17 protein-coding genes, 2 tRNA genes and 2 pseudogenes are annotated in these 14,137 nt (G+C 62.0%); 16 read left to right on the forward strand and 5 right to left on the reverse strand.

Going from position 1 to position 14,137, the window contains the following annotated elements; all coding sequences use genetic code 11:
* Nucleotides 1–40 precede the first annotated feature (40 nt).
* Together ccoG and THI_RS06195 are read left to right on the forward strand one after the other, a co-directional pair.
* A complete protein-coding gene (gene ccoG / locus THI_RS06190; protein WP_013105387.1) occupies nt 41–1,459 on the forward strand; it encodes a cytochrome c oxidase accessory protein CcoG in 1,419 nt (472 codons plus the stop codon).
* Between the two features lie 26 nt (nt 1,460–1,485).
* On the forward strand, nt 1,486–1,965 hold the full coding sequence (locus THI_RS06195) for a FixH family protein (protein ID WP_013105388.1): 480 nt from the start codon (nt 1,486–1,488) through the stop codon (nt 1,963–1,965).
* Between the two features lie 58 nt (nt 1,966–2,023).
* Here the strand turns inward: THI_RS06195 and THI_RS06200 are convergent, their stop codons facing one another.
* Nucleotides 2,024–2,761, reverse strand: coding sequence for a helix-turn-helix domain-containing protein (locus THI_RS06200; RefSeq protein WP_013105389.1), 738 nt, complete (start codon nt 2,759–2,761; stop codon nt 2,024–2,026).
* 58 nt (nt 2,762–2,819) lie between these two features.
* Here THI_RS06200 and THI_RS06205 point away from each other — a divergent pair, with 58 nt between their 5' ends.
* Complete coding sequence (locus THI_RS06205; protein WP_013105390.1) at nt 2,820–3,560, forward strand: sulfite exporter TauE/SafE family protein; 741 nt, start codon at nt 2,820–2,822, stop codon at nt 3,558–3,560.
* Nucleotides 3,561–3,574: 14 nt separating this feature from the next.
* Here THI_RS06205 and THI_RS06210 read toward each other — a convergent pair whose 3' ends face one another.
* Nucleotides 3,575–4,117 (reverse strand): NUDIX hydrolase, encoded by a 543-nt coding sequence (locus THI_RS06210; protein WP_013105391.1) that lies wholly within the window; start codon nt 4,115–4,117, stop codon nt 3,575–3,577.
* Between the two features lie 170 nt (nt 4,118–4,287).
* On the opposite strand from THI_RS06210, the gene THI_RS18380 reads away from it, so the two are divergent.
* From THI_RS18380 to THI_RS06230, 3 genes and pseudogenes are all read left to right on the forward strand, one after another.
* A protein-coding gene (locus THI_RS18380; protein ID WP_197535446.1) for an IS5-like element ISThsp6 family transposase occupies nt 4,288–5,051 on the forward strand; the annotation gives its coding sequence in 2 pieces (ribosomal slippage) (nt 4,288–4,660 and nt 4,660–5,051; 765 coding nt in all).
* Nucleotides 5,052–5,126: 75 nt separating this feature from the next.
* Complete coding sequence (locus tag THI_RS06225; RefSeq protein ID WP_013105394.1) at nt 5,127–5,342, forward strand: hypothetical protein; 216 nt, start codon at nt 5,127–5,129, stop codon at nt 5,340–5,342.
* 145 nt (nt 5,343–5,487) lie between these two features.
* A pseudogene (locus THI_RS06230) lies at nt 5,488–5,901 on the forward strand (DUF932 domain-containing protein); the annotation flags it as partial.
* 38 nt (nt 5,902–5,939) lie between these two features.
* Here the strand turns inward: THI_RS06230 and THI_RS06235 are convergent.
* Genes THI_RS06235 through THI_RS06245 form a run of 3 tightly spaced genes read right to left on the reverse strand, consistent with a single transcriptional unit; the run spans nt 5,940 to nt 7,322 of the window.
* Nucleotides 5,940–6,263 carry a type II toxin-antitoxin system HicB family antitoxin gene (locus THI_RS06235; protein WP_013105396.1) on the reverse strand — a complete coding sequence of 108 codons (324 nt, stop codon included), beginning with the start codon at nt 6,261–6,263 and terminating at the stop codon, nt 5,940–5,942.
* On the reverse strand, nt 6,253–6,510 hold the full coding sequence (locus THI_RS06240) for a hypothetical protein (RefSeq protein ID WP_013105397.1): 258 nt from the start codon (nt 6,508–6,510) through the stop codon (nt 6,253–6,255). Before THI_RS06240 ends, THI_RS06235 begins: the two co-directional genes overlap by 11 nt.
* Nucleotides 6,511–6,542: 32 nt before the next feature.
* A complete protein-coding gene (locus THI_RS06245) occupies nt 6,543–7,322 on the reverse strand; it encodes a tyrosine-type recombinase/integrase (protein WP_231836408.1) in 780 nt (259 codons plus the stop codon).
* A 162-nt stretch (nt 7,323–7,484) separates the two neighbouring features.
* On the opposite strand from THI_RS06245, the gene THI_RS18770 reads away from it, so the two are divergent.
* The 10 genes and pseudogenes from THI_RS18770 (at nt 7,485) to THI_RS06290 (ending at nt 14,082) form a co-directional block, all read left to right on the forward strand.
* Nucleotides 7,485–7,558: transfer RNA gene (locus THI_RS18770), tRNA-Pro, on the forward strand.
* Between the two features lie 83 nt (nt 7,559–7,641).
* A tRNA-Arg gene (locus THI_RS06250) sits at nt 7,642–7,718 on the forward strand.
* 347 nt (nt 7,719–8,065) lie between these two features.
* Nucleotides 8,066–8,524 carry a hypothetical protein gene (locus THI_RS06255; protein WP_231836410.1) on the forward strand — a complete coding sequence of 153 codons (459 nt, stop codon included), beginning with the start codon at nt 8,066–8,068 and terminating at the stop codon, nt 8,522–8,524.
* Between the two features lie 116 nt (nt 8,525–8,640).
* Complete coding sequence (locus tag THI_RS06260) at nt 8,641–8,973, forward strand: helix-turn-helix domain-containing protein (RefSeq protein WP_013105400.1); 333 nt, start codon at nt 8,641–8,643, stop codon at nt 8,971–8,973.
* A gap of 639 nt (nt 8,974–9,612) precedes the next feature.
* A complete protein-coding gene (locus tag THI_RS06265; RefSeq protein WP_013105401.1) occupies nt 9,613–10,005 on the forward strand; it encodes a plasmid mobilization protein in 393 nt (130 codons plus the stop codon).
* Between the two features lie 86 nt (nt 10,006–10,091).
* Nucleotides 10,092–10,367, forward strand: a pseudogene (locus THI_RS19585) (relaxase/mobilization nuclease domain-containing protein); the annotation flags it as partial.
* 376 nt (nt 10,368–10,743) lie between these two features.
* Nucleotides 10,744–11,079, forward strand: a complete 336-nt coding sequence (locus THI_RS18775; RefSeq protein WP_050985917.1) for an IncQ-type mobilization protein MobB — start codon at nt 10,744–10,746, stop codon at nt 11,077–11,079.
* 92 nt (nt 11,080–11,171) lie between these two features.
* Nucleotides 11,172–12,692, forward strand: coding sequence for an IS21-like element ISThsp2 family transposase (gene istA, locus THI_RS06280; protein WP_013104226.1), 1,521 nt, complete (start codon nt 11,172–11,174; stop codon nt 12,690–12,692).
* Complete coding sequence (istB, locus tag THI_RS06285) at nt 12,685–13,503, forward strand: IS21-like element ISThsp2 family helper ATPase IstB (RefSeq protein ID WP_013104225.1); 819 nt, start codon at nt 12,685–12,687, stop codon at nt 13,501–13,503. The genes istA and istB overlap by 8 nt, the downstream gene beginning before the upstream one ends.
* Nucleotides 13,504–13,746: 243 nt before the next feature.
* The gene (locus tag THI_RS06290; protein WP_013105403.1) at nt 13,747–14,082 is read left to right on the forward strand and encodes a M48 metallopeptidase family protein; all 336 of its coding nucleotides are present in this window, start codon (nt 13,747–13,749) and stop codon (nt 14,080–14,082) included.
* The last annotated feature ends 55 nt before the right edge of the window (nt 14,083–14,137 follow it).

The following is a 14,137-nucleotide window of genomic DNA, read 5'->3' on the forward strand; positions in this document are numbered from 1 at the left end:
CGCTTGAGTCAGTCCCGTATTTTTCAGCCCGGAACGTGCGATGAACGCCAAGGCGCCAGAACCCAGCGACGACGATATTTCAGCCTCTGAAGAGTGGCTGTACGAGGTTCGCAAAAAAATCTACTCCCGCTCCGTCACCGGTTGGTTCAATAACTGGCGGGTGTTCATGGTGGTGTTCACCCAGGCGCTGTTCTACGGCTTGCCCTGGTTGCAGTGGGATGGCCGTCAGGCCGTGCTGCTCGATCTGTCCACCCGGAAGTTCTACTTCTTCGGCATGATTCTGTGGCCGCAGGACGTGATCTTCCTCGCTCTGCTGCTGATCATCTCGGCCTACGGTTTGTTTTTGTTCACGGCCATCGCTGGGCGACTGTTTTGCGGCTATGCCTGCCCGCAAACGGTGTACACCGAAATTTTCATGTGGATCGAGCGCAAGGTCGAGGGCGACCGACTGGCACGCATCCGCCTCGACGGCTCCGATTGGAATGCCCGCAAGATCAGCAAGAAAGCGCTCAAACACGGGTTGTGGATTGCAGTGGCCTTGTGGACGGGCTTCACCTTCGTGGGCTACTTCACGCCCATTCTGACCTTGGCCGGTCAGGTCATCAGCGCAAACCTAGGCCCCTGGCAGACGTTCTGGATTTTGTTCTACGGCTTCGCCACCTATGGCAACGCCGGGTTCATGCGCGAGCAGGTCTGCAAGTACATGTGCCCTTATGCCCGCTTTCAGTCGGTGATGATCGACAAGGACACGCTCATCGTCACCTACGACACCGAACGGGGCGAGCCGCGCGGCAAACGGGGCAAACATGTCGACCCGCGCGCGCAAGGCAAGGGCGATTGCGTGGACTGCAGCATCTGCGTGCAAGTCTGCCCGACGGGCATCGATATCCGCGATGGCCTGCAGTACATGTGCATCGGCTGCGGCGCCTGTGTCGATGCCTGCGATCAGGTCATGGACAAGGTGGGTTATCCGCGCGGGCTGATTCGCTACTCCAGCGAAAACGCCATGAAGAACAAGTGGAGCAAGCGCCAGCAATGGGCGCATCTGCTGCGACCACGCATTCTTATTTACTCGGCATTGCTGCTCATCATGGTGGGGCTGTTCGTCGGCGGGCTGGCCACGCGCGACCCCTTGAAGATGAATGTGATGCGTGATCGCGGCGTGCTGTCGCGCGAAATTCCCGGTGGTCTGGTCGAGAACGTCTATCAGATCCAGCTGATGAACACCACGGAAAAGGCGCGAAAGATTCGCGTCGAGGTCAAGGGCCTGGAGGGCGTGGCGGTGCATGATCGAAATACCTACGAGTTGCCCGCATCGACCAATATTCTCGAGCCGCTGGAAGTGACTATTCCAGTCGACAACGCGAAGAAGGGCGTTTACAAAATCGAGATCATTGCCACATCGGAAGGCGAAAAGCCGATCTCTGCGTCGAGCAAGACCACCTTCATCGTCCCTTGAACACCCGAACCGCAGGAGAAGTTTCCATGCAAACCGCCGCTTCCCGCCCCTGGTACCGTGAGCCATGGCCCTGGTTTTTGATCGCGCTTCCCCTGATCGCGGTTTTGGCCAGTGTCTACACCATCTATCTGGCCAGCCGCACCCCCGACAGCCTGGTGACCGACCACTACTACAAAAAGGGGCTCGCGGTAGGCGGCGACATTCAGCGCGAGCGACATGCCCAGGCCCTGCATCTTTCGGGACAGATTTCGATCGCAGCCGGGCGCATTGACCTCAAGCTCAACCAGCAGATCGCTCCCGACACCCTGCACTTGATGTTGCGTCATCCCTTGTCCAAGCAGAAAGACGTGCAGATCGACTTGCACCGCGGCGCCTCAGGTACTTACAGCGCCTTCTCACCACCCATTGAGCCCGTGCGTTACCGCGTGCATGTGGAAACGGCAGACTGGCGCCTCGCGGGTGTCTGGATTCCGGGGACGACGCTGACGCTCGAACCGGGTGTCTGAACAAAACAAAGGGGCTCCTCTCGGAGCCCCTAAATTCACTGGCTATCGCTCAGAGTGATCAGGTTTGCGGCATCAACAATTCAGCGAGGGCGCGGCGATCCGTGATGCGGATCTGGCGCTGCGCCACATGAATCAACCCCGCGGAGTGAAACTTGGACATCAGACGGCTGACCGTCTCCAGTTTCAAGCCGAGATAACTGCCAATCTCTTCGCGGCTCATGCGCAAGACGAATTCATCGGGCGACAGGCCACGGGCCTTGAAGCGTTCGGACAAGTCGAGCAAAAAGCGGGCCAGCCGCTCATCTGCATGCATGCTGCCCAGAGAAAACTGATCTTGCTGCGCCCGCACCAACTTGCCGCCGACGATGCAATGCAGCTGATGCTGCAGCGAGGGCAGGTCGCGCGTGGTGGTTTCCAGCGCACGCAGATCGATTTCGCAGGCCTCGCTATCTTCGAGCGCGACCGTGTCGGTGAAATAGGTGTGCTGCCCAAGACCCTCCAGGCCCATCAACTCACCGGGAATGTGGAAACCGACAATCTGCTCGCGTCCGTCGGGGCTGGTGACATACGATTTGAAAGATCCTGCATGCACCGAATACACCTTGGTCATGGCTTGGCCGGTGCTGAAAAGCGCTTCGCCCTTCTGCACCCGCACGGTTGCCTGAATCACGTCTCGGATACGCCCCATTTCCGACGGCTGCAGCGCAATCGGTAGGCAGAACTTACTTTGAAAGCACACATCGCAAGGATGGGGTTTTTCCATCTGCGTGGCGGTGGGGGTCGGGGTCGATTTCATAGATTTGGATGTCGCGATATTTGCTTCAGTTGATGTTTACAGAATACAGCAGAACACCATGAATACAACCATTCCACTGACCCTGTTGTTGATGGGCCTCACAGGCGGGCTGCACTGCGCCGCCATGTGCGGGGGACTGGTGGTGGCCTCCGAGCGCGCATCCACAGAACATGTGCTCCTTCCGGCGCGTCAGTTGTTTCAAAATCAACTGCAATTACAGGGCGCACGGGTGTTGTCCTACACCATTTTGGGGGGAATCGCCGGTTTGATCGGGGCTGGGGTGTGGGCCGCCAGCGCGCGGCCAGTGCAACTGAGCCTTTTTACCCTTGGCAACCTGGTGCTCGTTGCGGTGGGCCTATGGATGACTCTGCAACAGGTGCTTTCACCGCGCTGGCTGGCCTGGAAGCTGAAGTGGCTCGGCGGCAGTTGGGTTGGGCGCGGATTGACCCGGTTGACTCAGCCCTTGCTATCGCGGCTGTTGCCCTTCAACACCTTTCCAAAACGGCTGGGCGCCGGGCTACTCTGGGGTTTGCTGCCTTGTGGACTGGTGTATTCCGCGCTTTCTCTGGCGTTTCTCAGCGCCACGGCATGGGAGGGCGCGCTGGCCATGCTGGCCTTCGGCCTGGGCACTCTGCCGCATATGCTCTTTGCCGGTCACACGCTGCGTTGGGTAAGTCAGCGCACCAATCAGCGCTGGTTTCACCTGGCTGCCGGTACGTTGCTCTTGCTGTTTGCCGCCTATGGCTTCTGGAAACTGTTCCATGCGGGCAGCGAATTGCCGATGGGCGGCTGCGCCTGAGCGAGCCCCAGCTTTTAGGCGATGTCGAAGGTGTGGATTTGGAAGTGCCCGGCGCGCAGGTCTGCGAAGTAGCGCTGCAATGTTTGCGCCACGCTGCGAAAGGCGATCTGCTCCCAGGGAATGTCCGCTTCGTGAAAAAGCTGGACATCGAGACTTTCTTCCCCCGCTTGCCATTGGGGCTGGGTGAGTTGCCCCCGGTAAAAGAAATAGACCTGATTCGCGGGCAGCACGTTGATGACCGCGTAAAGACCCTTCAACGCCACTTCGGCACCGGCTTCTTCACGGGTCTCCCGAAGGGCGCCCACTTCGGTGCTTTCGCCAATTTCCATAAAACCCGCGGGCAAGGTCCACAAACCATAGCGCGGCTCGATCGCCCGCTTGCACAACAAAACCTGTTGCCCCCAGGCCGGTATGACGCCGACGATGTTGCGCGGATTTTCGTACTGGATGTGCCCGCAGGCCGGGCAAACCGCGCGCGGACGGGAATCGCCTTCAGGCACGCGGTAGATCACCGGGGAGCCGCAGGCGGTGCAATGGCGTATGGGAGGATTGTGCATGGGCTTGGCTGAGTGCAGGAGATCAGTCTATTTTGAAACCCAATGCGCTGCCAACTCGGTACCGTCATCGCACAAAAGCCCTAAACGCGTTGATGACTTTAGATATCGTCGTCACGAGTTGTGGCATGATGGCGCTGTTTGGCGCTGTTCATACCAACCGCGCTATTGAGATGCCCGAGACGCTTCCTCGACACGATCTATCAGATCGGCACTGGGAATTGCTCGAACCCCACTTGCCTGGACGAGCGGGAGTTTGGGGCGGGGTTGCGCGGGACAACCGCCAATTCATCAACGCCGTGTTCTGGATTCTTCGCACCGGTGCGCCGTGGCGAGACCTGCCGGTTTCGTACGGTGGGTGGAAAAACACCCATCGGCGTTTTTGCCGCTGGCGCGACAAGGGCATTTGGGAGTCGCTCCTGGAGCAGTGCATTGATGAGCCCGATTTCGAGTGGATCATGATCGATGCCAGTCACTGCAAGGTTCATCCGCACGCAGCGGGTGCGCGGGGTGGCAATCAGGCGATGAGCCGCACACAAGGGGGCTCAACACCAAGATACATCTGGCCGTGGATGCGCATGGTCTGCCGCTCCGAGCGGTTATTACAGAAGGTACCCGAGCGGATTGTGCAGAGGCTGAGCGGTTGATGGACGGGTTCAAGATGGACTACCTGCTTGCCGACAAAGGCTACGACAGTGACGCCATCGTGGCGCATGCCCAAGCGCAAGGCGCGCAAGCCGTGATTCCGCCACGCAAGCACCGCAAGCCACCCCGCACGTATGACAAAGCACTCTACAAACTACGTCACCTGGTCGAGAACGCCTTCCTGCATCTCAAGCGGTGGCGGGGCATCGCCACGCGCTACGCGAAAAACGTCGCCTCATTCGTTGCCGCCGTGCAAATTCGCTGCCTTGCCCTCTGGCTGCAAATCTTGTGACGTCACTATCTACCGCCGCAAGGAGGCCCAGGAGCGCACCACGGCATCCCGGCGCAAAACCCCGCGCGCCCAGCCATGAGCCCCGCACCTCAACCCTCGGGCATCACCCAGGGCTTGACCCTCTTGATCGACCCGCACTGGTCGCCCGAGCAGGCACTGGCCGTCGTCGAACTCCTCTACGACCTGCGCGCGCGCATCTGGGCGCACAACGAGCTTGCGCTGCAAGCCAGGCTCCGCGACGACCGCACCACCGCGCTCGACATCAACGGCGTCGACGCCCCCCCGTTCTGACATCCTTCCAGTCGCCGTCCCGGACCACGACGCCGGGCTGTCTTCGTTCGCCCCGGCGCCGCCTCGCTTCCTCAAATCGCTCCCCGCCGTTCTCGCCGCCAAATAACGCCGCCAAATTTACGCGGATTCAGAACGCCGGCAACAGGCGGTCAAGGTTTCTCACCGCACCCTGTTCGACGCGCAGAGTGTCAAGCGCCAGTTGGGCATCGCCGTGTCGTCCTGGGACGGTTTCATGACGCGCATGAAAGCGCTGGCCGAGCGCAAGGTGACGGAGACCCAGGTCGAGGCCTTCTTGAACCGGGTCCTGGCGGCATCCGGCGTGGTGCCGACCACCGACAAAGCGCTCAAGGCCTTGTTGGAGATGTACCGCACCGGCCAAGGCGCCGATCTGCCCTCGGCCCACGGCACGGCCTGGGGTCTGGTCAATGCGGTGACCGGTTATGTCGATCACCAAAAGCGCGCCCGCAGTGTCGATCACCGTCTGGACTCAGCCTGGTTCGGCCCGGGCGCTCAGCTCAAACAGGCCGCTTGGGACGAAGCCGTCAAGCTCGTGGCCTGACTCCCCATGCCACTCCACTCACCGCCCGGCCCAATTTTTCAAGCAGCCAGCTTCGCGCTGGCCAGCCGGTTCAGGCTCACCCCCTGCTCTGCGGCCTGGGTTGCAAGAGAGCGATGGACTTCCGGCGGGATGCGTACACGGAACTGGCCGCTGTAGTGCTTCTCGGCCAAGGGCTGCGGAATGTCCTCCCCGGATTGGCGCATGTCTTCGACACATTGCGCGACGATCCGTCGAATACCCTTGAGGGCGGCATCAGGCGTGCCAGCCAGCCAGGACAGCGAGGGGAATTCCGCGCATAGGCCCACATGCTCGCCATCTTCCGGCGACCAGGTGACGCGATAGGTGTAGTGATCAGCGCTCATGGCGCATGCTCTCCAGTTTCTCAATGGCAGCGAGCACCTGCCGGACTTGGTAAGTCTTGGCCTTGCCCTTGTCCGATTGGATGTTGACGCGGGGATCTCCTGCCCAAGGCATGCGAAAGACCGCATGGCTTGGGCCGGACTGCCGAGGTTTTCCGAAGTACGCCTCGCAGACCTTGCGCAGATCGGCAAACCGCACGCTTGCAGGTTCGCGGCGCATCTGCCCAAGGATTTTGCTGGCGTCGCTCATGGCGTAATGGTATCAATAATGGCCCCAATGTGTCATCCCAGCTTGCGCGCGCGGTCCAGCGTGCGTTGCCAAACCTTTTCAAAGCTGCCGTTTTCATGGTTGGGCTTCCACGAAAACACCTTGCCGTCGATTCGGCGAGGCAGAGCATGCAAAGCTTCCACTGCGGCGCTGGAGAGCGCCACGGTGCGGCTCTCACCGTTCTTGGTGTCCAACAGATGGGCTGTGCCTGTTGTCGATTTCTTCCCCTTCCCAGGATTGATCTTGATGTATTCCCAGCGCAAGGAAAACAGCTCACCCATGCGCATGCTGGTTTCCACGGCGAGCAACAGAACCTCTTTTACGCCCACAGCGCGTGACATGGCTGCGGCCGCCAGCAGGTAGTCCAGTTCCCCAGCTCTCAGCCGACGGTCGCGAGCCTTGGGCTGCGCAGGCTTGCGTATGGCCTTGACTGGGTTGCCTGCGGGCAGGGCGATGCTCATTTCCTTTTCTACATGGCCGAATAGTGCGGACAGTGCGTTGAGCTGGTGAATCACGGATTGCGGCGAGTAGCCTGATCGAAGCAGTTCATCACGCCAGGCAGCGACATCAACTGAACGCACAGATCCCAGGAAAAAAGCGCCGAACCGGGACTTTGCCATGCGGGTATGCGTGCCAGCGGAATGATCACGTTTGAGCGGCACCACCTCGGAGAGATATCTGTCTGCGACTTCGCCGATCGTCACGCGTCCAGCGTCATTGCGCAGGGCGGCGATGTTGCCGCGCTGGTATTCGCGCTCGACTTCACGCGCCCAGGTTTCTGCATCGACCTTCAAATCAAAGGTGCGGCTGATCGTCGGTGCGCCCTTGCGCCGAATCTTGACCTGCCAGCCGCCGCCCCTCTGTAGAATAAAGGCCATTCAGTATCCTTTCAGCTTTACCAATTGTCCCCAGATTGTCCCAAAACGCGTGCGAGCAATAAGGAAAGCAAGCAACGACGGGGGTTGTAGGGCATTCTAACTTTTGCTTTGGGAGCAGAGGGTCGGAGGTTCGAATCCTCTCGCCCCGACCACCCGACAGAGGTCACCCGCCGGAGCTTGGGCGAAGCCATTTCAGGAGTTTCGACCCAAGGTATCGGCGCCGATCCTGATCCATCTGCCCGTAGCTCAGCTGGATAGAGCAACGGCCTTCTAAGCCGTAGGCCACTGGTTCGAATCCAGTCGGGCAGGCCAAAAAACTCCAATTAAATCAATAATTTATACAGAAATCCCGACCTCACCAGTCGGGCTTTTTTGTGCCAAAAACGGCCGTCAGTGGGAACGCATTCCCACTCAATTCCCACTGACGGCCACGTTTTCCATTGCATTCCTTCCACCGCATTCCCACTGGCGAGCGCTGAGTGCACTTGATGGGGCAGATCCCCCTCGAAGATCAGGCCCACGCCTCAGCCAACGTCAGATCGCGCCGCGTCGCAGCAGTCCAGTCCCAGCGACGGACAGGCAACCCGTCTGCTGCCGGACGCGTCACGCACCCCAAAAAAGCTCATCTTCTTAATCGATTCGGCGCCATAATGGCTCGCATGGCGAACAACCGCGATCTCTTTTTTGAAGACTGGTGTGATCCAGTGGATGTCCGCATCCTGCAGGATGCGGAGGAGATCCGCGCTCAGCGTGCATGGCAAGACGCATGCCTCGAACAGGCCCAACGCCAGGCTGAGGAAGAGTCGTTTGCGCGCGCGCTCAACGCCTCTGGGTTCTGCGGTTTAGGAAATGTCCGCACCTTCATGACCATCAGTGCGCACGTGGCCATCAATCGCAGGGCCCCACTCACTGCCTTATTGGCAGCGCTGCGTCGTATTTTGGTCGGTCTCTTGCAAGACAAATTGTCCAACCGGCTGTGCCGTCTGGCGGCGCGGCGTGCTATCGCCCTTGCCGCCACTCCCTCCGGGCGCTCTATTCCGAGCGACTGCCTCACCCCGCGTCTAGTCGCACAACGTCCCTTTGCCGCCCGCGCCACGCGGGCCGCTCTGATGCGCTAATCGGATTCGATCCGGCGTATCCGCCGCCCGCGCGATCCTGCGTCGGCGGTTTTTTTGCGCGTCCGCCGCGCAGTGCGCCCACCCCTCGCGTGTTCCCAACCACGAAGGAGCACCCCATGGACCCCCTGTTTTTGACCTTGCAAGAGGTCGCCCACCTCTTGCGTCGGCGCACGAAAACCCTCGCCAACGCCGTGAATCCTCGCAATGATCGTCTCGAATTTACCGACGGCAGCAGCATCGCCACGATCAAACTGGGCCGCGCCCGGCTCGTACCCCGAAGCGCCCTGGAGCAGTTCCTGCGCGAACGCGGCTTGACGCTCGACGCCCCGCAGATCGCGGCCGCCACCCAGACACCCGCCGCGGTTTCACCAGTAGACGCCGTGCCTCCGCCCAAACCCCGCGGCCGACCCCGCGAAGCCGTGGGGCACAACCGCGTGGGAGGGCTGTGACATGCGTGCCCTCTTTCAGACAAAAGAACGGGCCCATGCTTCGGCCCATGCTTCTCGCGCAAAAAAGAATAGGCCCCATCGGGGGCCCATTCTTTCTCCTGGCCTGGAAATAGGCCTCATCCGAGGCCCATTCTTTTCGCGGCGCCTGGAAATAGGCCCCATCCGAGGCCCATTCTTTTCGTGGCGCGCGGAAATAGGCCTCATCCGAGGCCCATTCTTTGGCGCATCCCCGCAGCTAGCCCGACGCACCCCCGACACACCCCTTGCCCGCTGGCAAGGGAAAGCACCGACAAAGGCCCCGCGCAGCATGCCTTTCGTGCGAGAAGGCGCGCGGAGCAAGGGGCGTGTTCGAGAAACCTGTGATGCGCCTGGGTGGTGCAGGTGCGGAGCGGGCACCGTCTGTCGCCCGTCGATGTCGCCGGATTGCTTCGAGGGTGTCCTTCGAGATTCGACGCCGCAGCATCCCCCTGCCCCGATTGGCGGGCTGTGGCGCCACCGGGTGCGTGCGCCCAGACGGTTAGCAGCAAGCCATGTTTTCGCTTCGCTCAAACGGCTTGGTCAGGGCTGCGCCCCGACACCCCGAGGCGGCCTTCGCTGCGCTCTTGCCGCCCGCCGCGTGCAGGCCTGGGAGGGTCGGCCATGATGCTCGAGACCCTTCCACCGCTGTCCCGCCGGCGCAAGGGCGGCCGCCCCAAGGGCGACCCCGCTGCCGTGCGCGCCATCACCCTCGGTGTGCGCGTGTCGCCGTCGGAGTACGCCGCGCTGAAAGACAAGGCCGCGCACATGGGCGTGACGCCGGCGCAGTGGTTGCGCCAGGCCGCCCTGTCCCGCCGCCTGCCGTCACCCCCCGTGCCGGCAATCAACCGCGCGGCGTATGCCGAACTGGCCCGGCTGTCGGCCAACCTCAATCAGTTGGCCTGGCATGCCAACCTCGGCGAGAGCGTGCAGGTCGATGCCGATCTGCTGCATCGGCTGGCGTCCGAGGTGCGTCAGTTGCGCCTGGCGCTGATCGGTGCAGGAGGTCAGCCATGATTGCCAAAGCCATCAAGGGCCGCGGCTTCCGCGGGGCGCTAGCGTATGACCTGGGCAAAGAACAGGGCCGGATCCTGGCGTCCAACATGGCCGGTCGTACTCCCCGCGAGCTGGCCGCCGAGTTCGGCGCGGTGCGCCGGCTGCGGCCCAATCTGGGCAAGGCCGTGTTGCATGTGTCGCTGTCGGCCGCCGTGGGCGAGAAGCTGACCGATGCGCAGTGGCAGCAGATCGCGCAGCACTATCTGCGGGGAATGGGGTTGACGAACAACCCGTTCATCGTCACGCGGCACACGGACACCGAGCACGAACACATCCACCTGCTCGTCAGTCGCATCACGCTGTCTGGCAAGGTAGTGAGCGACGGGCGGGACTATGCGCGGCAGGAAGTCCTCATGCGAGAGATCGAGAGAGCGTTCGGTCTGCAATCCGTGGCGCCCAGCCGTGCGTCGCCGCGCAAGGCGGCCCGGAAGGGCGAGATCGAAGGCGCGTTGCGCACAGGCCAGCCGTCCAGTCGCCAGCGCTTGCAGCAGTTGTGCGACGCCGCAGCCGCGGGCTGCGACAGCTTCACCACCTACGTGGAGCGGCTGGAGGCCGTCGGCGTGGAGGTGGTGCCGGTGGTGCAACGGGGCGGGGCGAAGCTCTCCGGCCTGTCCTACCGGCTCGAGGGCGTGCTGATGAAAGGCAGTGACCTGGGGCGCGGCTATGCCGCCGCAGGGATTCAACAACGAGGGGTGAGCTATGAACAAGACCGAGACGTTGCGGCAGTCCGCCGCTGCAGCGAACGAGAAGCGGCTCGCGCATTTGGCGCAGCAGATCGAGGCGGTGCGCCAGGCGAAGCATCAGCGCGTGGAGGATCTGGCGACGAGCCTGGAGCCGCTGGCGCAGGCGATGGCCGCCTTGAGCGACGAGACGCTGCAGACCTTGATGCTGATCGAGCGCAGGACACGCGAACAGGCCGAAGCGTTCACGAGTCAGTTGCAGGACGAGGTGCGCGCGTTCCGGGAGGCCACGGCCGCGGCGCGCAAGGCCGCGGACCGGATGAAGCAATCGATGTTCGTGCCGAACGAAAATTGACCCACTTTTGAAGGTTATGCCGACGCAAAATTGACCCGGGTGTTCCACCTACCCTGCTGCTTTTTTAGGCACGGGGAGCAGGAGTGATCACCATGGACATGATTGGCAAGATCCGGCGGATGCATTTCCGCCAGAACAAATCCGTTCGAGAGATTGCCCGCAGTACGGGGCTGTCGCGCAACACGGTGCGTACCTGGCTACGCCAGCCGGGCGATGTCGTACCGCGGTACGCGGCGCGGCGAACACAACCCTCGCGCAAGCTCGCGCCCTATGTGGAGTGGCTCCGGCAGGCCGTGGCCATTGATGCGCAGCGTCCTAAAGCGCAGCGGCGCACGGCCAGGGCATTGCATGCCGAGTTGAAGCGACAAGGCTATGACGGCGCCTACAGCCGCGTCACCGATTTACTGCGCGCTTGGCGACAGGCCGATGGCACGAGCGCTGTGCACGCCTTCGTGCCCTTGACGTTTGCGCTGGGCGAAGCCTTCCAGTTCGACTGGAGTGAAGAGAGCATGGTGGTGGGCGGCGTGCCGTACCGCGTGCAGGTTGCCCACGTCAAGCTGTGCGCCAGCCGTGCCTTCTGGCTGGGGGCCTATCCCAGCCAAGGTCACGAGATGCTGTTTGACGCCCATACCCAGGCGTTTGCCGCCTTCGGCGGAGTGCCGCATCGCGGCATCTATGACAACATGAAGACAGCCGTCGACAAAGTGCACCCGCGCAAGAAGCGCGACGTCAACGCGCGCTTTGCGGCGATGTGCAGCCACTACCTGTTCGACCCCGACTTCTGCAACGTCGCTTCCGGTTGGGAGAAGGGGGTGGTGGAGAAGAACGTCCAGGACAGCAGGCGACGTGTGTGGATTGAGGCCCTGTCGACGCCCTGGCGCTCCTTTGCCGAACTCAATGCCTGGCTGGCCATGCGCTGCCGTGGCTTGTGGCAGGAGATCTTCCATCCCGAGTTCAGCCAGTTCACCGTGGCCGAGATGCTCGAGCACGAGCAGCCGCACCTCATGCCCATGCCCACAGCGTTCGACGGCTATGTGGACAACACGGTCAAGGTCAGCAGCACCTGTCTGGTGGCCATGGCTGGCAATCGTTACTCCGTGCCCTGTGAACTCGCCGGGCGGCGGGTGAGCACCCGGGTGTATCCCACCGAGGTGGTCGTGGTGCATGACGGCGTGTGTGTGGCCCGCCATGCGCGGCTGGCCAACCGGGGACAGACCACCTACGACTGGCAGCACTATGTGCCGCTGATTCAACGCAAACCCGGGGCGTTGCGCAACGGCGCGCCGTTTGCCGATCTGCCCCAGCCCTTGCAGCAACTGCGCCAGGCGCTGCTGCGGCAAGACGGGGGCGACCGGCTCATGGCCCAGGTGCTGGCGCTGGTGCCCGCATCCGGGCTGGAGGCGGTCCTGGTGGCCGCTGCGCTGGTGCTGGAAGCCACGGCCCCGTCCGGGCGCATCAGCGTGGAGCATGTGGTCAACGTGATGGGGCGCTTGCAGACCGGCCCCCAGCCCGCCCAAGTGACCACGGCCTTGACGATGGCCGATCCACCCCGCGCCGACACGGCCCGCTATGACCGCCTGCGGGTGACTGACGAGGAGCGAGATCATGCGTGAGGTCATTGCGGAACTCAAGGCGTTGCGGCTGCACGGCATGGCCGGCGCCTGGGCCGATTTGCAAGGTCTGGGGACGAACGCCAGGCTGGATGCCGCGCAGTGGCTCGTCGAGCATTTGCTGCAGGCCGAGCAGGAAGATCGCGCCGTGCGCTCGGTACGCCATCAAATCCTCTCGGCCCGCTTCCCGGTGCACCGCGATCTAGCGGGGTTTGACTTTGATGCCTCAAGGGTTGATCGCACGCTGGTGGGGCAACTCGCCAGCATGGCCTTTACCGAAGCCGCGCACAACGTCGTGCTGGTGGGCGGGCCCGGCACGGGAAAGAGCCATCTGGGCACGGCCATCGGCGTGGCGGGCATCACGCAGCACGGCAAGCGGGTGCGGTTTTACTCCACCGTCGATCTGGTCAACGCGCTGGAGCAGGAGAAGGCGCAGGGCAAAGCCGGGCGGATTGCGGCAAGCCTCTTGCGTATGGACTTGGTCATTCTCGATGAGCTGGGGTATCTGCCCTTCAGTCAGGCGGGCGGGGCTTTGTTGTTCCATCTGCTGTCCAAGCTCTACGAGCACACCAGCGTGCTGATCACGACCAATCTGGCCTTCGGCGAGTGGTCCAGCGTGTTCATCGATGCGAAGATGACCACCGCCTTGCTCGACCGGCTCACACACCACTGCCACATTCTGGAAACCGGGAACGAGAGCTACCGCTTCCGTCACAGCACGGAAACCGCCAAGACCCGCATCAAGGCGCGGGAGCAAAGGCGTTCGGGCACAGCACAGGCACCCCAGCCCGCTGAGCCCGAGACACCGCTTTGACCCCCACAAGCCCTTGGGGCAAGCCGCTCTGGGCTACGCCCGACGCAGCTTGCCCCAAGGATCCAAACCCACCCACCAGGAGCCAACCCCACGCAAAAACCGTAGACTTATCCACACCCGACTGCGACGCAGTCGGCCTTAGACCCCGGGTCAAAATTGAATCGGCACGGTGGGTCAAAATTCCATCGGCACGAACAGATGAGTTGTTTACGCTGCTGGAAAAGGCGGATCGGATTTAGCGCAATGATGGCAATCGATCACAAAGGCCAGTTCAAGCAGCGCGTCCGGCTATGGGCCGACAAGCTGGACGTCAAGATTGTCTGGTTGGGTGTGCGGCCGATGCGGAACAAATGGGCCTCGTGTTCCACCGCAGGCCATTTGAATTTCAGCGACGAACTGCCTGGCTTGAAACCCGAACTGTGGGACTACGTGATCGTCCACGAGCTGCTCCACTTCTCTGTTCCCAATCACGGAAAACTTTGGAAGAGCCTGATGCGTTCACATCTGGGCGATTATGAAGCATATGAGGACGCGCTAAAGCGGATTGTGGGCAACAAGTCGCCGCAGCGTACGCGCTGAAACATACTTCGGTGTATTGCGCAATGCGCCCGATGGCTTCGAGAATGTGGGCGAT

It is taken from the genome of Thiomonas arsenitoxydans (assembly GCF_000253115.1).
In the GTDB taxonomy this organism is placed as follows: Bacteria; Pseudomonadota; Gammaproteobacteria; order Burkholderiales; family Burkholderiaceae_C; genus Thiomonas; species Thiomonas arsenitoxydans.

What these genes read in the sequence shown, in the direction of transcription:
- ccoG (WP_013105387.1), top strand. Translation starts at nt 41, where the DNA reads ATGAACGCCAAGGCGCCAGAACCCAGCGACGACGATATTTCAGCCTCT.
- THI_RS06195 (WP_013105388.1), top strand. Translation starts at nt 1,486, where the DNA reads ATGCAAACCGCCGCTTCCCGCCCCTGGTACCGTGAGCCATGGCCCTGG.
- THI_RS06200 (WP_013105389.1), bottom strand. Translation starts at nt 2,761, where the DNA reads ATGAAATCGACCCCGACCCCCACCGCCACGCAGATGGAAAAACCCCAT.
- THI_RS06205 (WP_013105390.1), top strand. Translation starts at nt 2,820, where the DNA reads ATGAATACAACCATTCCACTGACCCTGTTGTTGATGGGCCTCACAGGC.
- THI_RS06210 (WP_013105391.1), bottom strand. Translation starts at nt 4,117, where the DNA reads ATGCACAATCCTCCCATACGCCATTGCACCGCCTGCGGCTCCCCGGTG.
- THI_RS06225 (WP_013105394.1), top strand. Translation starts at nt 5,127, where the DNA reads ATGAGCCCCGCACCTCAACCCTCGGGCATCACCCAGGGCTTGACCCTC.
- THI_RS06235 (WP_013105396.1), bottom strand. Translation starts at nt 6,263, where the DNA reads ATGAGCGCTGATCACTACACCTATCGCGTCACCTGGTCGCCGGAAGAT.
- THI_RS06240 (WP_013105397.1), bottom strand. Translation starts at nt 6,510, where the DNA reads ATGAGCGACGCCAGCAAAATCCTTGGGCAGATGCGCCGCGAACCTGCA.
- THI_RS06255 (WP_231836410.1), top strand. Translation starts at nt 8,066, where the DNA reads ATGGCGAACAACCGCGATCTCTTTTTTGAAGACTGGTGTGATCCAGTG.
- THI_RS06260 (WP_013105400.1), top strand. Translation starts at nt 8,641, where the DNA reads ATGGACCCCCTGTTTTTGACCTTGCAAGAGGTCGCCCACCTCTTGCGT.
- THI_RS06265 (WP_013105401.1), top strand. Translation starts at nt 9,613, where the DNA reads ATGATGCTCGAGACCCTTCCACCGCTGTCCCGCCGGCGCAAGGGCGGC.
- THI_RS18775 (WP_050985917.1), top strand. Translation starts at nt 10,744, where the DNA reads ATGAACAAGACCGAGACGTTGCGGCAGTCCGCCGCTGCAGCGAACGAG.
- istA (WP_013104226.1), top strand. Translation starts at nt 11,172, where the DNA reads ATGGACATGATTGGCAAGATCCGGCGGATGCATTTCCGCCAGAACAAA.
- istB (WP_013104225.1), top strand. Translation starts at nt 12,685, where the DNA reads ATGCGTGAGGTCATTGCGGAACTCAAGGCGTTGCGGCTGCACGGCATG.
- THI_RS06290 (WP_013105403.1), top strand. Translation starts at nt 13,747, where the DNA reads ATGATGGCAATCGATCACAAAGGCCAGTTCAAGCAGCGCGTCCGGCTA.